At 66.8% G+C, this 19,038-nt stretch carries 19 protein-coding genes; 14 read left to right on the top strand and 5 right to left on the bottom strand.

All coding sequences use genetic code 11. The features are described from left to right. The first annotated feature begins 130 nt into the window (after nt 1-130). Nucleotides 131-949 carry an AraC family transcriptional regulator gene (locus tag ACFWP0_RS08300; RefSeq protein ID WP_377841090.1) on the top strand — a complete coding sequence of 273 codons (819 nt, stop codon included), beginning with the start codon at nt 131-133 and terminating at the stop codon, nt 947-949. Nucleotides 950-974: 25 nt separating this feature from the next. Here the strand turns inward: ACFWP0_RS08300 and tam are convergent, their stop codons facing one another. Next, nucleotides 975-1,748, bottom strand: coding sequence for a trans-aconitate 2-methyltransferase (gene tam, locus ACFWP0_RS08295; protein ID WP_377841088.1), 774 nt, complete (start codon nt 1,746-1,748; stop codon nt 975-977). Between the two features lie 172 nt (nt 1,749-1,920). Further along, a complete protein-coding gene (locus ACFWP0_RS08290) occupies nt 1,921-2,907 on the bottom strand; it encodes a TerC family protein (protein ID WP_377841087.1) in 987 nt (328 codons plus the stop codon). 106 nt (nt 2,908-3,013) lie between these two features. On the opposite strand from ACFWP0_RS08290, the gene ACFWP0_RS08285 reads away from it, so the two are divergent. From ACFWP0_RS08285 to ACFWP0_RS08275, 3 genes are all read left to right on the top strand, one after another. After that, entirely contained in the window at nt 3,014-3,907 is an 894-nt protein-coding gene (locus tag ACFWP0_RS08285; RefSeq protein WP_377841085.1) for a LysR family transcriptional regulator, read from the top strand. A gap of 84 nt (nt 3,908-3,991) precedes the next feature. Beyond that, nucleotides 3,992-4,390 (top strand): hypothetical protein, encoded by a 399-nt coding sequence (locus ACFWP0_RS08280; RefSeq protein ID WP_377841084.1) that lies wholly within the window; start codon nt 3,992-3,994, stop codon nt 4,388-4,390. Nucleotides 4,391-4,442: 52 nt separating this feature from the next. After that, a complete protein-coding gene (locus tag ACFWP0_RS08275; RefSeq protein WP_377841082.1) occupies nt 4,443-5,069 on the top strand; it encodes a hypothetical protein in 627 nt (208 codons plus the stop codon). 9 nt (nt 5,070-5,078) lie between these two features. Here ACFWP0_RS08275 and ACFWP0_RS08270 read toward each other — a convergent pair whose 3' ends face one another. Then, a complete protein-coding gene (locus tag ACFWP0_RS08270; protein ID WP_377841081.1) occupies nt 5,079-5,480 on the bottom strand; it encodes a hypothetical protein in 402 nt (133 codons plus the stop codon). A 151-nt stretch (nt 5,481-5,631) separates the two neighbouring features. Between ACFWP0_RS08270 and ACFWP0_RS08265 the strand changes: the two genes are divergently transcribed. Next, the gene (locus ACFWP0_RS08265) at nt 5,632-6,921 is read left to right on the top strand and encodes an XAC2610-related protein (protein WP_377841079.1); all 1,290 of its coding nucleotides are present in this window, start codon (nt 5,632-5,634) and stop codon (nt 6,919-6,921) included. 227 nt (nt 6,922-7,148) lie between these two features. Then, the gene (locus tag ACFWP0_RS08260; RefSeq protein WP_377841078.1) at nt 7,149-8,192 is read left to right on the top strand and encodes a histone deacetylase family protein; all 1,044 of its coding nucleotides are present in this window, start codon (nt 7,149-7,151) and stop codon (nt 8,190-8,192) included. A 12-nt stretch (nt 8,193-8,204) separates the two neighbouring features. Here the strand turns inward: ACFWP0_RS08260 and ACFWP0_RS08255 are convergent, their stop codons facing one another. Beyond that, the gene (locus ACFWP0_RS08255) at nt 8,205-9,536 is read right to left on the bottom strand and encodes an MFS transporter (protein ID WP_377841076.1); all 1,332 of its coding nucleotides are present in this window, start codon (nt 9,534-9,536) and stop codon (nt 8,205-8,207) included. Nucleotides 9,537-9,758: 222 nt separating this feature from the next. Between ACFWP0_RS08255 and cyoA the strand changes: the two genes are divergently transcribed. From cyoA to ACFWP0_RS08225, 6 genes are all read left to right on the top strand, one after another. Then, nucleotides 9,759-10,802, top strand: a complete 1,044-nt coding sequence (gene cyoA / locus ACFWP0_RS08250) for a ubiquinol oxidase subunit II (RefSeq protein ID WP_377841075.1) — start codon at nt 9,759-9,761, stop codon at nt 10,800-10,802. A 63-nt stretch (nt 10,803-10,865) separates the two neighbouring features. Then, nucleotides 10,866-12,869, top strand: a complete 2,004-nt coding sequence (gene cyoB / locus ACFWP0_RS08245) for a cytochrome o ubiquinol oxidase subunit I (RefSeq protein ID WP_377841074.1) — start codon at nt 10,866-10,868, stop codon at nt 12,867-12,869. After that, on the top strand, nt 12,862-13,503 hold the full coding sequence (gene cyoC, locus ACFWP0_RS08240; RefSeq protein WP_377841072.1) for a cytochrome o ubiquinol oxidase subunit III: 642 nt from the start codon (nt 12,862-12,864) through the stop codon (nt 13,501-13,503). Before cyoB ends, cyoC begins: the two co-directional genes overlap by 8 nt. An 8-nt stretch (nt 13,504-13,511) precedes the next feature. Further along, nucleotides 13,512-13,916, top strand: coding sequence for a cytochrome o ubiquinol oxidase subunit IV (gene cyoD, locus ACFWP0_RS08235; RefSeq protein WP_377841197.1), 405 nt, complete (start codon nt 13,512-13,514; stop codon nt 13,914-13,916). Then, a complete protein-coding gene (locus ACFWP0_RS08230; protein WP_377841071.1) occupies nt 13,916-14,695 on the top strand; it encodes an SURF1 family protein in 780 nt (259 codons plus the stop codon). Before cyoD ends, ACFWP0_RS08230 begins: the two co-directional genes overlap by 1 nt. 42 nt (nt 14,696-14,737) lie before the next feature. After that, nucleotides 14,738-15,844: a porin gene (locus ACFWP0_RS08225; protein ID WP_377841070.1), complete on the top strand. Its 1,107-nt coding sequence runs from the start codon at nt 14,738-14,740 to the stop codon at nt 15,842-15,844. A gap of 59 nt (nt 15,845-15,903) precedes the next feature. Here ACFWP0_RS08225 and ACFWP0_RS08220 read toward each other — a convergent pair whose 3' ends face one another. Continuing rightward, on the bottom strand, nt 15,904-16,572 hold the full coding sequence (locus ACFWP0_RS08220; protein WP_377841068.1) for an ankyrin repeat domain-containing protein: 669 nt from the start codon (nt 16,570-16,572) through the stop codon (nt 15,904-15,906). A 175-nt stretch (nt 16,573-16,747) separates the two neighbouring features. Between ACFWP0_RS08220 and ACFWP0_RS08215 the strand changes: the two genes are divergently transcribed. Beyond that, nucleotides 16,748-18,073 (top strand): ParB/Srx family N-terminal domain-containing protein, encoded by a 1,326-nt coding sequence (locus ACFWP0_RS08215; protein ID WP_377841067.1) that lies wholly within the window; start codon nt 16,748-16,750, stop codon nt 18,071-18,073. Nucleotides 18,074-18,080: 7 nt separating this feature from the next. Then, a complete protein-coding gene (locus ACFWP0_RS08210; protein WP_377841066.1) occupies nt 18,081-18,989 on the top strand; it encodes a LysR family transcriptional regulator in 909 nt (302 codons plus the stop codon). Nucleotides 18,990-19,038 lie beyond the last annotated feature (49 nt).

Below are 19,038 nucleotides of genomic sequence, written 5' to 3'. Positions count from 1 at the left end.
GGGAATGCGCGCACAAGCCGCATTCCGACGCCACAAGCTTACGCAGGCGCTGCTTTACCGAATTTCGAGACAATGACAAACTATCCCTAAATTCCGCCAACCGGCAGGCCCACGATCATGCCGGCCCCGCATGCACACACCCGCCAGCCCGCTCCCTCCCTTCGATCCCGATTCCGCCACGCAGTGGACCTTCGCCATGCCCGTGCATGCGGCCGAACAGGACAACGAATCCCCGACGCACCGCCATCACATGGGCCAGCTCGTGCTGGCCTTGCGAGGCGGGGTGACCTGTTCGGTGCCGCAAGGGCTGTGGATGGTGCCGCCCCAATGCGGCGTCTGGATTCCCGGCGGCGTGCCGCACAGCAACCGCGTCACCGTGAACGGGCAAGTCTGCTTCCTGTTTGTCCCGGCCGACGCGCCGGGCCTGCCCACCGCGTGCTGCACGCTGGCGATCACGCCGCTGGTCCGCGAGCTGGTCGTGCACCTGGCCGGCCTGCCCCCGGCCGACGCCACGTCCGCCGCCAGCCGCAAGCTGGCCGACGTGCTGGTCGAGCAATTGACGCGCATGCCCACCGAGCACCTGCATCTGCCGATCTCCGATCACCCCCGCCTGCGCGAGATCGCCGGCGCGCTGAACGCGGACCCCGCCGACCGCAGCACGGTCGCGCAGTGGGGCAAGCGCGTCGCCATGAGCGAACGCACCCTGGCGCGGCTGGTGCAGCAGGAAGTCGGCATGAGCTTTGGGCGCTGGCGCCAGCAGCTGCACATCATCCTGGCCCTGCAGCGCTTGTCCGCGGGCGTTTCCGTGCAGCGCACCGCGGAAGACCTGGGCTATGAGTCGGTCAGCGCCTTCATCACCATGTTCAAGAAGACGCTGGGCAAGACGCCCGCCCGCTACTTCGCCGACAAGACCGACGGGCAGCCCGGCGCGCCCGGCGCCGACGCCTGATCCGGCCCACCGCGCCGCCCCCGCGTTATCCCTGCTTGGGGCCGGCCACGATGAACAGCCGCGGAAACGGCAGCAGCACGGTGCCATCCGCCAGCGCGGGATAGGCCGCTTCGATCAGCGACTGGTAGCGGGCCAGGAAACTGGCCTGCTCGGACGCGTCCAGCTTATCCAGGTACGGGCGCAGCGCCGTGCCCTTGAACCACTCCACCACGGCCGCGGCGCCCGCCAGCGGATGGTGATAGGTCGTGCGCCACACATCCAGCACTCCGCAATGCGGCTTGAGCAATTCGTAATACCAGGCGGCGCTGTGGCGCGGCGGGTGCTTGACCCCGCCGGTCTTTGCCGCCCACGGCGCTTCGCCCGCCACCTGCCGCGCCAGCCGATGGGCGGGCTCTTCCAGGTTGTCGGGCGTCTGCACCGCCAGGCTGCCGCCCGGAGCCAGCTTGGACACCAGCCTGGGATAGAGCGTGTCATGGTCGGGCACCCATTGCAGGGCCGCGTTGGCCAGGATCACGTCATAGGATTGCGGCGGATTCCAGGAGGCGATGTCCGCCAATTCGAACGACAGCGCGGGCAGGCGCTTGCGCGCGGCCACGATCATGTCGTGCGAGCTGTCCATGCCCGCGACTTCGGCATCGGGGTAGCGGCTGGCAAGCACTTCCGTGGAGTTGCCGGGCCCGCAGCCCAGGTCCACCGCGCGCCTGACGTCCTGGTTCGGCAAGGCCGCGACCAGGTCCCGCACCGGACGGGTGCGCTCGTTTTCAAAGGCGGAATACTGCTTGGCGGACCAGCTTGTCATGATCGCTCCTGCGAGGCACTGTGTATCGCCCGACTCTACGCCTGGGCCACCCATATGACAAATCCAAAAACACCACCCCTGCCATATCCTGCCGATATGAATATCCATCAATAAACAGCCCGCCCGCCGATGCGAGTCGGCGGGCGGGCTGGCCCCGTGGAGAACGGCGCGGTTACTGCGGCTTCAATTCATCCGACCTGGTTTTCCACAGCGAAAACAGCACGCCGCCAAGAATCAGGCTGAAGGTCACGCCCAGCGAGATCGCCGCCGGCACCTTGCCGATGAAGCCCACCAGGAAGATCTTCGTGCCGATGAACACCAGGACCAGGGCCAGGGCGTACTTCAGGTAGTGGAAGCGGTGGATCATCGCGGCCAGCGCGAAGTACAGCGCGCGCAGGCCCAGGATGGCGAAGATGTTGCTGGTGTAGACGATGAACGGGTCGGTCGTGATGGCGAAGATGGCCGGCACCGAATCCACCGCGAACACCAGGTCGACAAACTCGATCAGCACCAGCGCCAGCAGCAGCGGCGTGGCCCAACGCACCTTCTTCGACGTCGCCGGATCGGTTTCGGTCACGACGAAGGCATTGCCGCGCAGGCCGTCCGTGACGCGCATGCGGCGCTTCAGGAACTTCAGGATCGGGTTGGTGGCGATGTCCGGCGTCTGGTCGGCGATCATCCACATCTTGATGCCCGTGAACACCAGGAACGCGCCGAACAGATACAGCAGCCAGCCGAAGTTGCTGACCAGCGCGGCGCCCAGGCCGATCATGATGGCGCGCAGCACGATCACGCCCAGGATGCCCCAGAACAGCACGCGGTGCTGGTACTGGCGCGGAATCGCGAAGAAGCTGAAGATCAGCGCGATCACGAAGACGTTGTCCATGGACAGCGACTTCTCGATCATGAAGCCCGTGTAATAGGCCATGCCGCTGGCCGCGCCCAGCTGCCACCAGACCCAGCCGCCAAACAGCAGCGCCGCGGTGATGTAGCCGGCCGAAAGCAGCAGGCTTTCACGCACGCCGATCTCGCGGTCTTCCTTGTGCAGCACGCCCAGGTCGAAGACCAGCAGGCTGACGACGATGCCGATGAATAGCAGCCAGCTCCAGGTTGGCGTGCCGAGGAAATCGGCGTTGAAGAAGGTGATCAAGGTGTCCATGTATGCCCCGCTAGGTTCGAAGGCGTTCATGATCCGGATACCGCGCCCCCGGAGAAATCAGCCTGAAAGTGAGTTAAGGTTCGAAAAAACCGAAGCGAGCCGAGTCATGCTGAACTACCGACACCTGTATTACTTCTGGATGGTCGCCAAGGAAGGCGGCTTCTCCCGCGCCGCCGAAAGGCTGGACATGGCCATCCAGACCATCAGCGCCCAAGTGCGGGAACTGGAAAAAAACCTGGGCCATCAGCTGCTCAAGCCCGCCGGACGGGGCGTGACGCTGACCGACGCCGGCGAAGCGGCCTTCGCGCGCGCCGAAGAGATCTTCCAGATCGGCCAGGAGCTGCCGCAGGAAGTCCGGGCGGCGGCTACCAAGCCGGTCATCCGCCTGTCGGTGGGGCTATCCGACGGCATCTCGAAGCTGGCCGCGCACGCGCTGCTCGGCCCGGTGCTGCACACTCCCGACCTGCGGCTGACCTGCCACGAAGGCGAGGTCGAGGAACTGCTGGGGGAACTGGCCCGGCACCACCTCGATCTGGTGCTGGCCGGCCAGGGCGCCCCCGCCAACCCCAACCTGCGGCTCACCAGCGATCGCCTGGTGTCGTCCCCGGTCGACTGGTACGGCCCCGCCAAACTGGTGCGCAAATCGGATACGCTGGACTTTCCGCGCTGCCTGGAACGCCTGCCCGTGCTGCTTCCCACAGGCCATTCCGTGCTGCGCCAGACGCTGGACCGCTGGTTCGGCGAGCAAGGCGTGTATCCCAATGTGGTGGGCGAATTCGAGGACAGCGCGCTGATGTCGGTATTCGCGGCCCGGGGCCTGGGCGTATTCCCGCTCAGCCGCCTGGGCGGAGACGACATCGGCCTGCTGCGCGGCTTGCGCCCGCTGGCCCGGCGCGAGGACGTCCACGAAGAGATCCACGCCATCCGCAACCGCCGCGGCCAGCATCATCCGCTGGTGCAGGCGGTACTCGCCCAGGCCAAGACTTCGGTTTTTTCTTAATGTTTGTCACATCCATTCTGGTTTTTCAGAAATAGAATCCGCTTTATCGTGGTCCCTCTTTTGAAATATCGGAGTACCGCTTCAATGAAAAAAATCATCTGGCTCGCTTTCGCCGTGCTTGCCGCACTCTGGACCGGGCTGGTGGCGCTGACCTTGCAGCTGACCGACTGGGTTCTGGCAACCATCGCCACGGCCCAGGTGCCGGGCGCCGCAATCGACACCTCGCAGTGGGTCGCGCCCGGCTGGGCGGCCGCCTGGCTCGACCCCGCCTGGCTGCAGTCGCTGCAGGGCGGCCTGGTCTGGGCCGCCCAAGGCCTGAACCAGGTGCTGCCGTTTGCGGGCAGCCTGGGCACGTTGATCTCGGTGCTGGGCTGGATCTGCTGGGGCTTCATCATGGCCGGCCTGCTGGTGCTGGCGCTGATCCTGCACTGGCTGGCGGGCAAGCGCGAGCGGGACGCGGCCTCTGGCCGTCAAGTGGTGTAATAAGGGCAGGCAACGTCGCCGCCCGGCACGCTGCCCTCACCAGGAGCGTGCCGTGCCCTCTCGATCTCCCCGTGCCCTATTCCTGCCCCTGGCGGCGCTGCTTGCCTCTGCCTCGATGGCAAATGCGCAAGCCTCGCCCTCCCCCCACGGGGTGCAAGCCTGCACGGTGACGGGCACATCGGGGCAGTACAGCGTGCGGGTGCGCAACACAGGTGCCGCGCCGCTGTCCCACGCCGACGTCATCGGGGTCCATCTGGACGCCAGCGGCCAGGCCCGCGGGAACATCAGCGTCAGCCTGACGGACATCCCTCCCGGCAAATACAAGACCGCGATCCTGGCGCGCGGCGGGGAATCCGCCTCGCTCGTCAGCATCGCCACCTACCAGATCGTCGACGGCGTGGACACGCCGCAACAGGAGCTGTACGCCGGCAAGGTCGCGCACGTGTCGCCCGGATCGGCGCTTCAGTACACGCTTGCCCCGCTTGCGGTGCGCGGCTGGACAGTGGCCTACGGCTCCGAGCAGGGCCCCAAGCTGGAAGCGGGCAGCGCAGTGCTGCTCATCTACCCCGCGCGCGCCGGCAAGAAGCGGGATGCGATCCACCCCGAGGCCGGGCGCGCCCCGGCCGACGTCGTGCCGCTGGCGCCCTGCCAGGCCCCGTCCGGCGGCAGGAAATCCTGAGCGCGCGGCTCAGGTCCCGCTCAGCAGGTCGCGCTCGTTGAGCAGCGCATAGACGATCTCGGGACGGTTGTCGAAACCGCGGCGGATCGCCGCCGGAAGCGATGCGCGCGTCTTGCGGCACAGGCCCGGCAGGTCTTCGAGCTGGATCGAGATGCCCCGCGACGTGCGCACCTCGTTATCGCTGGGCGTGATCCGGATCAGGATGCCCAATTGCGCATGGATGCGTCCCTGCATCGCCCGCAGGTCCTCCAGGCTGGCGATGCGCTCCAGGCGCGCCACCAGCCGCTTTTCCTCTTCCTTGGTCAGCCGCAGGATGCGCACGTCCGCCGCGGGATCGGCCAGCAGTCGGTCGCGGTCGCACACGCAGGCGCCCGGCGGACATTCTTGGCGGATCGGAAATGGGAAGTTCATGGCGGAGGGCTGCCGGGACCCGGCGGAGCAAGCAAGGCCTATCGTTGAATTCTACCCAGGATGACGGGCCGCCCGCGCACATGCACTGCTCGTTTACCCGCAAGGCGCTGGGGCATAATGCGCGGCAAAACCCGATGCGAGGATGGAACAGGTGAAAGGAATTCTGCTTGCGGCCATGCTGGCGACGCTGGGACAAGGCGCCTGCGCGCGCGACTTTCCCTATCCCATCAAGGCGGGGTTATCGGCCGTGGCGACGACCAGCGGCGGCGCCGAAGAACGCGCCACGGTGCGCGTGGGCAACGGCCCCGAGCAGTTGCTGGGCGTCTTCGACGAAGAAATCGACCAGATGGAATCGGTGGACATCAATCACGACGGCTACCGCGACCTGGTGCTGGGCCAAAGCGGCGGCGGCACGCAGGTATTCGCCCGCCTGTTCCTGTACCGTCCCGGCGACGGCGGCTTCCAGGAGATCCAGCATCCGGACAGCCAGGCCAGCCCCTGCCGCGGCTTCGTCAACCCGGTCTTCGACCCCAAGGCCGCCGTCATCCGCGTGGCCTGCCGCTATGGCGCCGCCAGCAACGGCTTCGAAGAATATGCGCTGCGGCCGGACGGCACCGCGCGCGCCGCCTCGTGGACCACGCAAGCGCTGTTCGGACTGGAAAGCGCCCACGCCGACCTGACCAGCCATTTCCGCGAGGACAGCTCCGTGGCCCGCATCGACATCGAGGGCGAAGGCTCGCCGCTCGATGGCGGCGCGGTGCCGGTCGGCAGGCTGGACCTGTACGACACCCCGGACGTCAACGCCCGCCCGGCCATGAGCGCCGCCGAGGGCGAGCAACTGGAAGTGGTGGCGCTGCGTCCGCGCGACTGGCTGCAAGTGCGCTACGCCAGCAAATCCGCCGGCAAGGTCCTGAAGTGGGTGCGCTACGGCGACCTGCGCGTGGACAAGCACCGGTATCAGCCCGCGCAGCCCGATGCGGCCGGCCTGGACCTGACCCTGTTCAACTACCTGGCAGAATGGGACGACGAAGCATCAGGCGGCCGCTTCACGCTGCGGCTGGACAACCAGGGCGCGGCGCCGGCCAGGCTGTCTTCCCCCCGCGTCTGGCTGCTGCTCATCAACGCGCAGGGCGACCGCATCGTGCAGCCGTTATTTCAGCACGATGCCGTCGCGCTGGAAGCGGCCGGCGCGCGCCCGCCTGGCTCGAACATCGGCCTGGCGGACGAGCCGGTGGTCTGGCGCAAGGACGATAACGGCGCGTCAGCCTACATGATCAAGGACGGCGCCGGCGGCCATGTGGCGCTCGTGCCCGAGCTTGCCCCCGGAAATTACCGCGCAGCCGTCGTCCTGACCGATCCCGGCAATCTGGCGGAGCCGCTCTACTCGAACGAAGTCCAGTTCGACTACCCGTTCCCGAAACGGCCACCTCCTTTGCCTTAAGCTCCGGCCCTCGCATCCGAAAGGCGCATTATTTCCATGTGCCCCGAACGATGCTGGCCTTGAAGCGCCAGGGCGTGGCGGACGTGGGCGGCGGCTATCCGCGCTACTTTGAACTGCGGACCTTTACTCCGCTTTCCGTGAGCTGCCGGCCGTGGCGCTGTATATTTTCCGGCCGCTGTAGCGGCTCGCCCGCTTTCCGGCCCAAACAATCCAAGGAAATCCCAACCGTGCTGATCTTCCATAACCCCGTCCATGACCAACACAGCGGCCGCCAGGAGATGTTCCGCGGCAGGCTGGTGCCCTGCCATGAAACGCCTGCGCGCCTGGAGTATGTGCTGGATGCGCTGCGCCAGCGCGGCATCGGCGAACTGCGCGCGCCGTCGGCCGCGGACCTGGACCTCGTCAAGCGCGTGCACACCCCGCGCTATGTGGACTTCCTGGCCAGCGCCTGGCGGGAGTGGATCGCGCTGGACCCCGCCAATGCCGAGCTGGACGTGCTGCCCTCGGTGTGGCCGGTGCGGGGCTTTCGCCATGACGTGGAGCCCACCAACTTCGCCGCCCGGGTCGGCCTGTTCTCCTTCGACAGCGGCTGTCCGCTGACCTCGGGCACCTGGGTAGCGGCCACCGCGGGCGCCGCCTGCGCCATCGATGCCGCCCGCGCCGTGTCTGCCGGCCACGGGCCGCGCACGGCCATGGCGCTGACGCGTCCGCCCGGCCATCACGCCGGCGCGGACTTCTTCGGCGGCTACTGCTTTCTGAACAACGCCGCGCTGGCGGCCCAGGCGCTGCGCGATGCGGGCGCCGCGCGCGTCGCCATCCTGGACGTGGACTATCACCACGGCAACGGCACGCAGAGCATCTTCTACGAGCGCGACGACGTGCTGACCGTGTCGGTGCACGGCGATCCGACCACCGAATACCCCTTCTTCCTGGGCTACGCCGACGAGCGCGGCCAGGGCGCGGGCCAGGGCTGCAACCTGAACCTGCCGCTGCCCGCCGGCACGGATTTCGCCACGTGGACGCAGGCGCTGGAGCAGGGCCTGGCGGCGGTGCGCGCATTCAAGGCGGATGCCGTGGTCATCGCGCTGGGCGTGGACACCTACGAAGGCGATCCGATCTCGAAGTTCAAGCTGAAAAGCGCCGACTACCTGCAGGTCGGGCGCCTGCTGGCCGGCCTGGGCCTGCCCGCCGTCTTCACGATGGAAGGCGGCTATGCCGTGGCGGACGTGGGCGCCAACGTGGCAAACGTGCTGGAAGGCTATGGCGGCTGAGCGCCGCGACGCTCAGTCGCGCGTCTCCAGCACCTTGTTGATGCGCAGCGCCAGCAGCGTGCAGGCCGCGCCGGACAGCAGGTAGACGCTGACCGCCACCAGTCCGAAGCGCGCCGACAGCCCCAGCGCCACCAGGGGCGCGAAGGCCGCGCCAAACAGCCAGGCCAGGTCGGACGTCAGCGCCGCGCCGGTGTAGCGGAAGCGCCGCGTGAAGTTGGCGGTGACGGTTCCCGACGCCTGGCCGTAGGACAGGCCCAGCAGCGCGAAGCCGATCAGGATGAACGCGTCCTGCGCCTTCGGTCCGCCGCCCAGCAGCCAGGGCGCGACCAGCGCGAACACGCCGATCAGCATGGCCAGCAGGCCCAGCGTGGTGCGCCGGCCGATCCGGTCGGCCAGCCAGCCCGAGGCGATCGTGCCCAGGATGCCCAGCACCGCGCCGACGATCTGCACGATCAGCACATCGGAAATCTGTTGTGTGCCGCTGACCGCGATCCAGGACAGCGGAAATACCGTGACCAGGTGGAACAGGGCATAGCTGGCCAGCGCGGCGAAGGCGCCGATGAACAGGTTGTAGCCCTGCTTGCTGATGATCTCGCGGATGCTGATGGGTTCGAGTTCGCCCTCTTCCAGCAGCTGCGTGTATTCCTCGGTGACCACCAGGCGCAGCCGCGCGAACAGCGCCACCACGTTGATGGCGAACGCCACGAAGAACGGATAGCGCCAGCCCCATTCCAGGAAATCGGCCTGGGTGAGGGTCACGTGCAGGTACAGGAACAGCGCGCTGGCCACCATGAAGCCCACCGGCGCGCCCAACTGGCCCATCATCGAATACCAGCCGCGGCGGTTGGGCGGCGCATTCAGCGCGAGCAGCGACGGCAGGCCGTCCCATGATCCGCCGAACGCCAGGCCCTGCAGGCAGCGAAACACCGCGAGCAGCGTAATGGCGTGCACGCCGATGGCGCTGTAGCCGGGCAAGAATGCCATCCCCACCGTTGCCGTGCCCAGCAGGAACAGCGCAACGGTCAGCTTGGTCGCGCGGCCCCAGCGCCGCTGGATCGCCATGGAGAGGGCCGTGCCGATCGGCCGCATGATGAAGGCGAAGGAGAAAATGACGAAGGACCAGAGCGTGCCTTCCAGCGGCTCTTCGAAGGGGAAGAACACCTTCGGAAAAACCAGCACGCAGGCAATGCCGAAGACGAAGAAGTCGAAGTATTCGGAGGCGCGTCCCACCACCACGCCCACCGCGATCTCGCCGGGAGCCACCTTGGCATGGCTGGCCCCGCCGCTTATCGCGCCCGGACCGGAAACCGAGGGGTGACCGGGATATTGCGTGGTGGTCGACATGGGTTTGCTCGCAAAAGGAGGTTCTGGATACGCCTTGTCTACGATCTTGCAACACACCCGTCACGGTACGCCCATGACGCGGCAAGCCGCAAGCGCCATAGGGTTCCAGGGCTGCCCCGCATGCGTTGCCGTGCATACTTTTGCTCTTTTTACCCTAGATTTTTCGCGGCTTCCAGCGTAGTGTTGCGTTTACTTCCCACGGTTACGTTTCGGGGTACGGTCATGTCGTCCTTCCCAAGGCTCCGCGGATTGATCCTGTTTGCCGCCCTGCCATTGCTCGCCGGATGCAATGCGGTCCTGCTCTCGCCTTCCGGCGACGTCGCCCTGCAGCAACGCAACCTGATCATTATTTCCACCGGCTTGATGCTCATCATCATCGTGCCGGTGATCATCCTGACGCTGCTGTTCGCATGGCGCTACCGCGCCAGCAACAAGGAAGCCCGCTACGACCCCGACTGGAACCACTCCACCATGCTGGAGCTCCTGATCTGGGCCGCCCCGCTGCTGATCATCATCGCGCTAGGCGCGCTGACCTGGGTCAGCACCCACCAGCTCGATCCCTACCGCCCGCTGGCGCGCCTGTCCGAAGGCCGCGAGGTCCCCGCCGGCACCAAGCCGCTGGTGGTGGAAGTGGTGGCGCTGGACTGGAAATGGCTGTTCCTGTATCCCGAGCAAGGCATCGCGACCGTGAACGAAATGGCCGCTCCCGTCGACCGCCCCATCCAGTTCAAGATCACCTCGTCGACGGTGATGAACTCCTTCTTCGTGCCCGCGCTGGCCGGCCAGATCTACGCCATGCCCGGCATGCAGACCACCCTGCACGCGGTGATCAACCACGCAGGCGAATACGAGGGCCTGTCCGCCAACTACAGCGGCTCGGGCTTCTCCGGCATGCGCTTCAAGTTCCACGGCCTGGACCAGCAGGGCTTTGACCAGTGGGTGGAAAACGCCCGCAAGTCCACGGCCGCGCTCAGCCGCGAGACCTACCTGAAGCTTGAGCAGCCCAGCGAGCGCAACCCGGTCCAGCACTACGCCTCTGTCGCGCCCGGCCTCTTCGACGCCATCGTGAACCGCTGCGTGGAGCCCAACCGCATGTGCATGCGGGACGCGATGGCCATCGACGCCCAGGGCGGCATGGGCATCCCGGGCGCGCGCAACATCGCCACCATGGACCCGGAGATGCGCGAGCGCCTCGGGCTGACGGATACGCCGCCGCGCAAATACGTGGGCGCCATGTGCACGTCCACCGAAGGGCTGGTGCTGTAGCGGCCCGCCCGGACCGGACGACGCTGGGCTTCATGAAATCGTGGTCTTTACGCGGGAATCGAGATGCCTGATCAACCAGACCTCACCAAGCTGATCTTCGGTCGTCTGACCTGGGACGCCATTCCTTTCCACGAACCGATCCTGCTGATCACCTTCTTCATGGTGGCCGCCGGCGGCCTCGTGCTGCTGGGCTCCATCACTTACTACAAGAAGTGGGGCTATCTGTGGCACGAATGGTTCACCAGCATCGACCACAAGAAGATCGGGATCATGTACGTGATCCTGGGCATCGTGATGCTGCTGCGCGGCTTCGCGGACGCCATCATGATGCGCCTGCAGCAGGCGGTGGCGTTCGGCGATTCCGCCGGCTACCTGCCGCCGCACCACTACGACCAGATCTTCACCGCGCACGGCGTGATCATGATCTTCTTCGTGGCCATGCCGCTCGTCACGGGCCTGATGAACTACATCGTGCCGCTGCAGATCGGCGCGCGGGACGTGGCTTTTCCCTTCCTGAACAACTTCAGTTTCTGGATGACGACCGGCGGCGTCATCCTGGTGATGATGTCGCTCTTCGTAGGCGAATTCGCGCGCACCGGCTGGCTGGCGTACCCGCCTTTATCGGGCATCGCGCAAAGTCCGGACGTAGGGGTCGACTACTACATATGGGCCTTGCAGATAGCGGGCGTGGGTACCCTGCTGTCCGGGGTCAACCTGCTGGTCACCATCGTGAAGATGCGCGCCCCCGGCATGACCATGATGCGCATGCCCATCTTCACCTGGACCGCGCTGTGCACCAACGTGCTGATCGTGGCCGCCTTCCCCGTCCTGACCGCGGTGCTGGCGATGCTGTCCCTGGACCGCTACCTGGGCACCAACTTCTTCACCGCGGACTTCGGCGGCAACGCCATGATGTACGTGAACCTCATCTGGATCTGGGGCCACCCCGAGGTCTATATCCTGATCCTGCCGGCCTTCGGCATCTTCTCCGAAGTGGTGGCCACGTTCTGCCGCAAGCGCCTCTTCGGCTACGCGTCCATGGTCTACGCCACCGTCGTCATCACGGTGCTGTCGTACCTGGTCTGGCTGCACCATTTCTTCACCATGGGGTCCGGGGCCAGCGTGAACTCCTTCTTCGGGATCACGACGATGATCATCTCGATCCCGACCGGCGCCAAGATCTTCAACTGGCTGTTCACCATGTACCGCGGACGGATCCGCTTCGAAGTCCCCATGCTGTGGACGCTCGGCTTCATGGTGACCTTCGTGATCGGCGGCATGACGGGCGTGCTGCTGGCCGTGCCGCCCGCCGACTTCGCCCTGCACAACAGCCTGTTCCTGATCGCGCACTTCCACAATGTCATCATCGGCGGCGTGCTGTTCGGCCTGATGGCCGGCATCACGTACTGGTTCCCCAAGGCCTTCGGCTACAAGCTGGACCCGTTCTGGGGCAAGTGCTCGTTCTGGTTCTGGCTGGTGGGCTTCTACGTGGCCTTCATGCCGCTGTATGTGCTGGGGCTGATGGGCGTGACGCGCCGCGTGAACCACTTCGAGGACATGTCCCTGCAGATCTGGTTCCAGGTGGCCGCCTTCGGCGCGCTGCTGATCGCCTGCGGCATCGCCAGCTTCATCATCCAGCTCGTGGTCAGCTACCGCCGCCGCGACCAGCTGCGCGACTACACGGGCGACCCCTGGGACGGCCGCACGCTGGAATGGTCCACGTCCTCGCCCCCGCCCAACTACAACTTCGCCTTCACGCCGCGCGTGCATGACCTGGACGCGTGGTGGCAGATGAAGCAGCACGGCTACGAACGGCCGCGGCTGGGATTCATCCCGATCCACATGCCCAGGAACACCTGGGCCGGCATCGTGCTGGCGGCGATCAGCGTGGTGATGGGCTTTGCGCTGATCTGGCACATGTGGCCGCTGGTCGTGCTGTCGTTCGCGGCGCTGATCCTGGTGACCATCATTCATACCTTCAACTACAAGCGCGACTACTACGTGCCGACCGACGAGGTCGTGACCACGGAAGACGCCCGCACACGGTTATTGGCGCAACATGTCTGATACCCTGGCCCCTCCCCTGCCCGGCGGCGCGACGCCGTCCCCGGAACCCGTGTTCTACGTTCCGGGCGAACACCATCCCAAGAACGGCACGCTGCTCGGGTTCTGGATCTACCTGATGAGCGACTGCCTCATCTTCGCCTGCCTGTTCGCGGCCTACGGCGTGCTGGGGCGCAACTTCGCGGGGGGCCCGTCAGGCGCCGACCTGTTCGACCTGCCGCTGGTGGCCGTGAACACCGCGCTGCTGCTGGTGTCCTCGATCACATACGGCTTTGCCATGCTGGAGATGCGGCGCAAGCGCATCGGCGCCACGCAGATGTGGCTCGCGGTCACCGGCATCCTGGGCCTGGGCTTCCTGTCGCTGGAACTGTACGAGTTCACGCACCTGATCCACCTGGGCGCGGGGCCCCAGCGCAGCGGCTTCCTGACGGCCTTCTTCGCGCTGGTCGGCACGCACGGGCTGCACGTCACCTTCGGCATCGTCTGGCTGGTCACGATGATGATCCAGGTGCGCATGCACGGTCTGATCCCCGAAAACCGCCGCCGCCTGATGTGCCTGTCCATGTTCTGGCACTTCCTGGACCTGATCTGGGTGGGCGTGTTCACCTTCGTCTACCTGATGGGAGTGCTGCCATGAGCTCGCACATGGATAACCTGGCCGACACCGGCCACGGCGGCCATCAAGGCCACGACGGCCACCACGACGACGATGACGGCGCCGCCCACGGCACTCTCAAGAGCTATGCGACGGGCTTCGTGCTGGCGGCCATCCTGACCGCCATTCCGTTCTGGCTGGTGATGGACCGGGTCATTGCCAGTTCGCGCGTCACGGGCCTGGTGATACTCGCCTTTGCCGTCGTGCAGATCGTGGTCCACATCATCTATTTCCTGCACATGGACACCAAGTCCGAAAGCGGCTGGAATATGTTGGCGTTAATATTCACGCTGGTGCTGGTCGTAATCACGCTCAGCGGGTCAATCTGGATCATGTATCACTTGAACGCCAATATGATGCCCATGTCCACACACGACATGCGGAAAATGCCCTGATGGCAGCAGTAAAAGACACTTCTTCACGCGACGCCTCCCGTAATCCGCGCAGCAAGGCCACCCTGTTCATCCTGGGGGTGCTTGCTGTCGCCTTGTTCGCGGGCCTGTGCGCCCTGGGAACCTGGCAGGTGCATCGCCTTGCCTGGAAGCGCGCGCTGATCGCGCAGGTCGAGCAGCGCGCCCATGCCCCGGCCACGCCGGCGCCGCCCAAGGCCGAATGGCCCGGGCTGACCTCCGACAACGCCGAATACCGCCACGTCGCCGCCTCCGGCACGTATCAGTTCGACCGCCAGACGCTGGTGCAGGCCGCCACCGAACTGGGCAGCGGCTACTGGGTCATGACGCCCCTGCAATTGCCCGACGGCGGCACGGTGCTGGTCAACCGCGGCTTCGTGCTGCCCGAATGGCGCAAGAGCCAGGCCACCATCGCCCAGCCCTCCGCCGAAGCCCATGTCACGGGCCTGCTGCGCATGGGCGAACCAGGCAGCGGCTTCCTGCGCAACAATGACCCCGCGTCCAACCTCTGGTACTCCCGCGACCTGCCGGCTATCGCCGCCGCCCGCGGCCTGACGGACGTGGCGCCGTTCTTCATCGACGCCGACGCGGCCTCCAGCGCCGGACGCGACCCCGCCCAGGCCCCCGTCGGGGGCCTGACCGTGCTGAGCTTCCCGAACAATCACCTGGTCTATGCCGTCACCTGGTACGCCCTGGCGCTGATGGTGATCGTCGGGGTAGCGATCTTCGTGCGCGAAGAAAAGCGCGCGCGCCGCAAAGCCTGACCCGATTCTGTTTTTCCCACCCTCACTCCAGGAGTTCCCCGGATGAAAAAGACGCTGCTCGCCGCCGCAATGCTGACCTCTTTCGCAGGCATTGCGCAGGCAGAACCGTCAGTCACCCTCTATGGCGTTATCGACACCGGCCTTGGCTACAACAAGATCAAGGGCGATGGATACAGCGGTAGCAAACTCGGCATGATCAACGGCATCCAGGCCGGCTCCCGCTGGGGCCTGCGCGGTTCCGAAGATCTGGGCGACGGCCTGCGCGCGGTCTTCAAGCTGGAAAGCGGATTTGATTCCGGCAACGGCCAGCGCGGACAATCGGGCCGCATGTTCGGCCGCCAAGCCACCATCGGCCTGGCCAACGACGCGTGGGGCTCGCTCGAATTCGGCCGCCAGGCCACGGTCGGTTCCAACTACCTGGCCGCCATCGATCCCTTCGACACCAGCTACACCCAATCCAACCTGGGCCTGGGTTTCAGCGCGGCCAACACCATGCGCTGGGACAACATGGTCATGTACCGCACCCCGTCCGTAAACGGGTTCGAACTCGGCGTGGGCTACTCGTTCAATGCGGACGACACCACCGAGGACCAGACGGGTTTCCGCACCGCCGACAACACGCGCGGCATCACCGCCGGCCTGCGCTACGTGCAGGGTCCGCTGAACGTGGCGCTGACCTACGACCAGCTGAACGGCGCCAACGGCGGCTCCATCGACAACGGCGCCACGCCGCGCCAATACGCGCTGGGCGTGTCGTATGACCTTGAAGTCGTGAAGCTTGCCGCCGCCTACGGCCGCACCACCGACGGCTGGTTCGTCGGCCAGGACCTGCCCGCCGGCACGCCCTTCAGCGATGAGTTCGGCACCAACCGCTTCGTGGACGGCTTCAAGGCCAACTCGTACATGCTGGGCGCGACCCTGCCCGTCGGCGGCGCCAGCAGCCTGTTCGCCTCGTGGCAGCACGTGGCCCCGTCCAACGACAAGCTGACGGGCGACGACGCCAACATGAACGTCTACAGCGTGGGCTACACCTACGACCTGTCCAAGCGCACCAACCTGTACGCCTACGGTTCGTACGGCACGGACTACGCGTTCATCGACGGCCTGAAGAGCACCGCGGCGGGCGTGGGCGTCCGCCACCAGTTCTAAGCCTGCCGGCGGCCGGCCCGCCCTGCGGCGCCGGCCTTCCCATCCGCATGCAGGCTCCGTCAACGCGCATGCGCGCGCTCCAGAAGCTGGACGATCGCAGCCTGCCCGCGCTGGCGGGCATGCTGCAAGGGAGTGCGGCCATCGCCGTCGGCCAGGTTCACATCCGCGCCGCCCTCGATCAGCAGCGCGACGATGGCCTGATGGCGCGGCCCGCCATCGCTGAGGATGATCGCCTCCAGCAGCCCGGTCCATCCCAGCCGGTTGACGTGGTCGGGGTCCACCCCGGCCTGCAGCAAGGTCCGCACCACTTCCACGTGCCCACGCTCGCAGGCGGGTATCAGGGCCGTGCCGCCATAGCGATTGGTGCTCTTCAAGTCGGCGCCGTGGCGCAGCGTCAGGTCCAGGATCTGGCGATAGCCTTGCGCGCCCGCCAGCAGGTAGGCGCTGTCCTGCATGCGGTTCTGCGCGTTGACATCGGCGCCCCCCTCGATCAGCGCGCCCGCGGCATCCGCGTGATTGCCCTGGGTGGCGCGCAGCAGGGGCGTATTGCCCTGCGCATCGCGCGCCTCCAGCGGCGCGCCCTGGGCCAGCAGTTCGCGCACGCGCGCGGTCTCGCCCTTGCCCGAGGCTTCCAGCAATTGGGCGGCGCGGTCGCCCGCTACGGCGCCCCCGCCGATGGCGGCCAGCGCAAGCACGACGAAAACCCGCCAGAATTTGATGATTGCCATGGTCGGCAGCCTCCGTTGTCGATAAGTCGTGGTTTTGATGAATGCCAAAGTATTATGAACGCCGCGCGGCGGCGCGGGACGCAGCCGGGCTTGCCTGCGCGACCCGCGGTGCAATGCCCGGGCAACAAGCGTCCGGCATGATCGAGCCTCACTTAATGCCGCCCCAAGAACTGCCATGCCCCTGACCTCGCTTTCCGACCGATCCTTCCCGATGCCGGCCCGGCCGCGCGCCCTCCTGCGCGCCCTCGCCCTGGCCCTGCTGCCGCTAGCCCTTGCCGCGTGCAACGGCGGCGGCGGCGACGACCGCGATGACGCCCCGGCCACGCCGCCCGTCGTCGAAACCCCGGCGCCGCCGCCCGAAACGCCCGCGCGCAACACGGCCTGGCTGGAAACCAAGCCGGGCGATGTCATCCAGGTCCTCATCGAGGAACTGCATCCCACCCAGGCCGCCATCGGCTACGACCAGATCTACTACAAGCTGGGCCGCTGGCAAGGCGACTTCGACCGCGCGACATGGGCTGCCAGCCCCGCGCAACAGCTCGACTACCTGGACAACACCGTCGGCAAGAAGTTCGACGACTACTGCGAAGACATGGGCGGCGGCAAGCGCGCGCAGAAATTCCAGAGCATCGCCGAGGCGCGCACCGCCCGGCTGGACCAGCCCGCCACCTTCACCTGCGCAAGCGCGCCGGGCTCGCTCGCCGCCAACCTGAAGACGGTCGTCGTCGGCTGGGACGGCAACCTCTACCTGACCGACGGCCATCACACGTTTTCCGCGCTGCGCGAGATATCCGATGGCGGCCCCAAGCTGCCCGTCTGGGTCAAGGTCGACGCCAACTACAGCAGCCTGGCCACCGCCGCCGCCTTCTGGCAGCGCATGGTCGACGAACGCCGCGCTTGGCTGCGCGACGGCCAGAACCAGCCCATCACCGTCGATCAGCTGCCCGTCCGCCTGGGCCTGCCCAACGCCCAGGAAGCCGGCGGCATGCAGGAAGACCGCTATCGCTCGCTGGTGTACTTCACCCGCGACATCGCCTACAGCAACGGCAACCTGCCGGAATTCGCCGAATTCCTGTGGGGCGACTGGCTGCGCCGCCAGGCCGCGGGCGGCCAGCTGCCCGCGCTGGACCAGTACAAGACGCAGGCGCCGGCCGCCGCCGCGCAGATCCTCGCCGTCAGCACGCTGGACAAGGACCTGATCGGCGCCGGCTCGAACGACAGCTACGCCGCCGCCGTGCGCGACGCATCGCTGAAGATGAGCGCGCTGAAGGACGCCGACATCGTATTCGACGACCGCGACGCGGCCAGCCTGGGCCGCATTGCCCTGGTTCCCAACGCCGCCAGCGGCACGCCCACCAAGAAGGCGCGCGACACGCTGGAGGAACTTCCGCGCAACGACGTCAAGGCGGACACCAGCCCGCGCGGGGCCGGCAAGCTGTGGTTCGCCGTCAACTACCGCACTTGCGGAAAGCCGGCGGCCGGCACTTGCTGGGGGTGGTGAGCGGTCCATGGATACCTTCAACACCATGCGCACGTTCCGGCGCATCGTCGAGCTTGGCGGCCTGGCCAAGGCTGCCGAAGACCTCGGCATGTCATCGGCGGGCCTGAGCAAGCAATTGCGCGCCCTGGAGGCGCACCTGGGCGTGGTGCTCATCCAGCGCACCACGCGCAAGATGAGCCTTACCGAGGTCGGGCTGGGCTACTACGCCGATTGCTGCCGGCTGCTGGACGAACTGGACTCGCTGGAGAAATCGGTCAAGCAGCAATCGCAGCGCATCTCGGGACGCTTGCGCGTGAACGCGCCGCTGTCGTTCGCGCTGAGCGTGCTGTCGCCCTTGCTGGCGCGATTCCTGAAACAGTATCCGGAGGTGACGCTGGACCTGGCCATGGAAGACCGGCTGGTCGACGCGGTGGCGCATGGCTTCGACGTGTCCATCCGATTGCGCGCGAGCCTGGACGACTCCACGCTGGTGGCACGGCGCCTGGCTTCGCTGACGCAGGTGCTGTGCGCGGCGCCCGCCTACCTGGACAGCCGCGGACGCCCGGCGACGGCCGGCGATCTGCAACGCCACGGCATGCTGGCCTACAGCCTGGCGCATGCGGCAGGCATTGCGCAGGACGACGACGCCGACGCGCCCGCGTACGCGCTGCCCGCGGGCGCGCATACGCAGGTCAACAACAGCCTGATGCTGCGCGACCTTCTGGTGGCCGGCCTGGGCATCGGCGCGCTGCCGTCCTTCCTGGCCCATCCCGCCATCGCCGCCGGACAACTGGAACGCGTGCTGCCGGCGCTGGCGGCCCCGGCGCGCCACGTCTACGCGGTCTATCCCACCAACCGGCATCTGCAGCCCAAGGTCCGCGCCTTCATCGACTTCCTGGCCGAGCATCTTCCCGCCGCCATGCCCGCGGATTCTTGACCGCCAGCGAATACTGTCCGCACCGCGGCGTGCTTACTCGGACGGCCCC

Source organism: Achromobacter sp. NPDC058515, assembly GCF_042721735.1.
Lineage (GTDB): Bacteria > Pseudomonadota > Gammaproteobacteria > Burkholderiales > Burkholderiaceae_B > Achromobacter.
The sequence above is the reverse complement of the archived record's forward strand: the minus strand, read 5'-3'. Positions and strand labels throughout refer to the sequence as shown.

Coding starts and splice junctions, on each gene's coding strand:
- ACFWP0_RS08300 (WP_377841090.1), top strand. CDS start 131: ATGCACACACCCGCCAGCCCGCTCCCTCCCTTCGATCCCGATTCCGCC.
- tam (WP_377841088.1), bottom strand. CDS start 1,748: ATGACAAGCTGGTCCGCCAAGCAGTATTCCGCCTTTGAAAACGAGCGC.
- ACFWP0_RS08290 (WP_377841087.1), bottom strand. CDS start 2,907: ATGGACACCTTGATCACCTTCTTCAACGCCGATTTCCTCGGCACGCCA.
- ACFWP0_RS08285 (WP_377841085.1), top strand. CDS start 3,014: ATGCTGAACTACCGACACCTGTATTACTTCTGGATGGTCGCCAAGGAA.
- ACFWP0_RS08280 (WP_377841084.1), top strand. CDS start 3,992: ATGAAAAAAATCATCTGGCTCGCTTTCGCCGTGCTTGCCGCACTCTGG.
- ACFWP0_RS08270 (WP_377841081.1), bottom strand. CDS start 5,480: ATGAACTTCCCATTTCCGATCCGCCAAGAATGTCCGCCGGGCGCCTGC.
- ACFWP0_RS08255 (WP_377841076.1), bottom strand. CDS start 9,536: ATGTCGACCACCACGCAATATCCCGGTCACCCCTCGGTTTCCGGTCCG.
- cyoA (WP_377841075.1), top strand. CDS start 9,759: ATGTCGTCCTTCCCAAGGCTCCGCGGATTGATCCTGTTTGCCGCCCTG.
- cyoB (WP_377841074.1), top strand. CDS start 10,866: ATGCCTGATCAACCAGACCTCACCAAGCTGATCTTCGGTCGTCTGACC.
- cyoC (WP_377841072.1), top strand. CDS start 12,862: ATGTCTGATACCCTGGCCCCTCCCCTGCCCGGCGGCGCGACGCCGTCC.
- cyoD (WP_377841197.1), top strand. CDS start 13,512: ATGGATAACCTGGCCGACACCGGCCACGGCGGCCATCAAGGCCACGAC.
- ACFWP0_RS08230 (WP_377841071.1), top strand. CDS start 13,916: ATGGCAGCAGTAAAAGACACTTCTTCACGCGACGCCTCCCGTAATCCG.
- ACFWP0_RS08225 (WP_377841070.1), top strand. CDS start 14,738: ATGAAAAAGACGCTGCTCGCCGCCGCAATGCTGACCTCTTTCGCAGGC.
- ACFWP0_RS08220 (WP_377841068.1), bottom strand. CDS start 16,572: ATGGCAATCATCAAATTCTGGCGGGTTTTCGTCGTGCTTGCGCTGGCC.
- ACFWP0_RS08215 (WP_377841067.1), top strand. CDS start 16,748: ATGCCCCTGACCTCGCTTTCCGACCGATCCTTCCCGATGCCGGCCCGG.
- ACFWP0_RS08210 (WP_377841066.1), top strand. CDS start 18,081: ATGGATACCTTCAACACCATGCGCACGTTCCGGCGCATCGTCGAGCTT.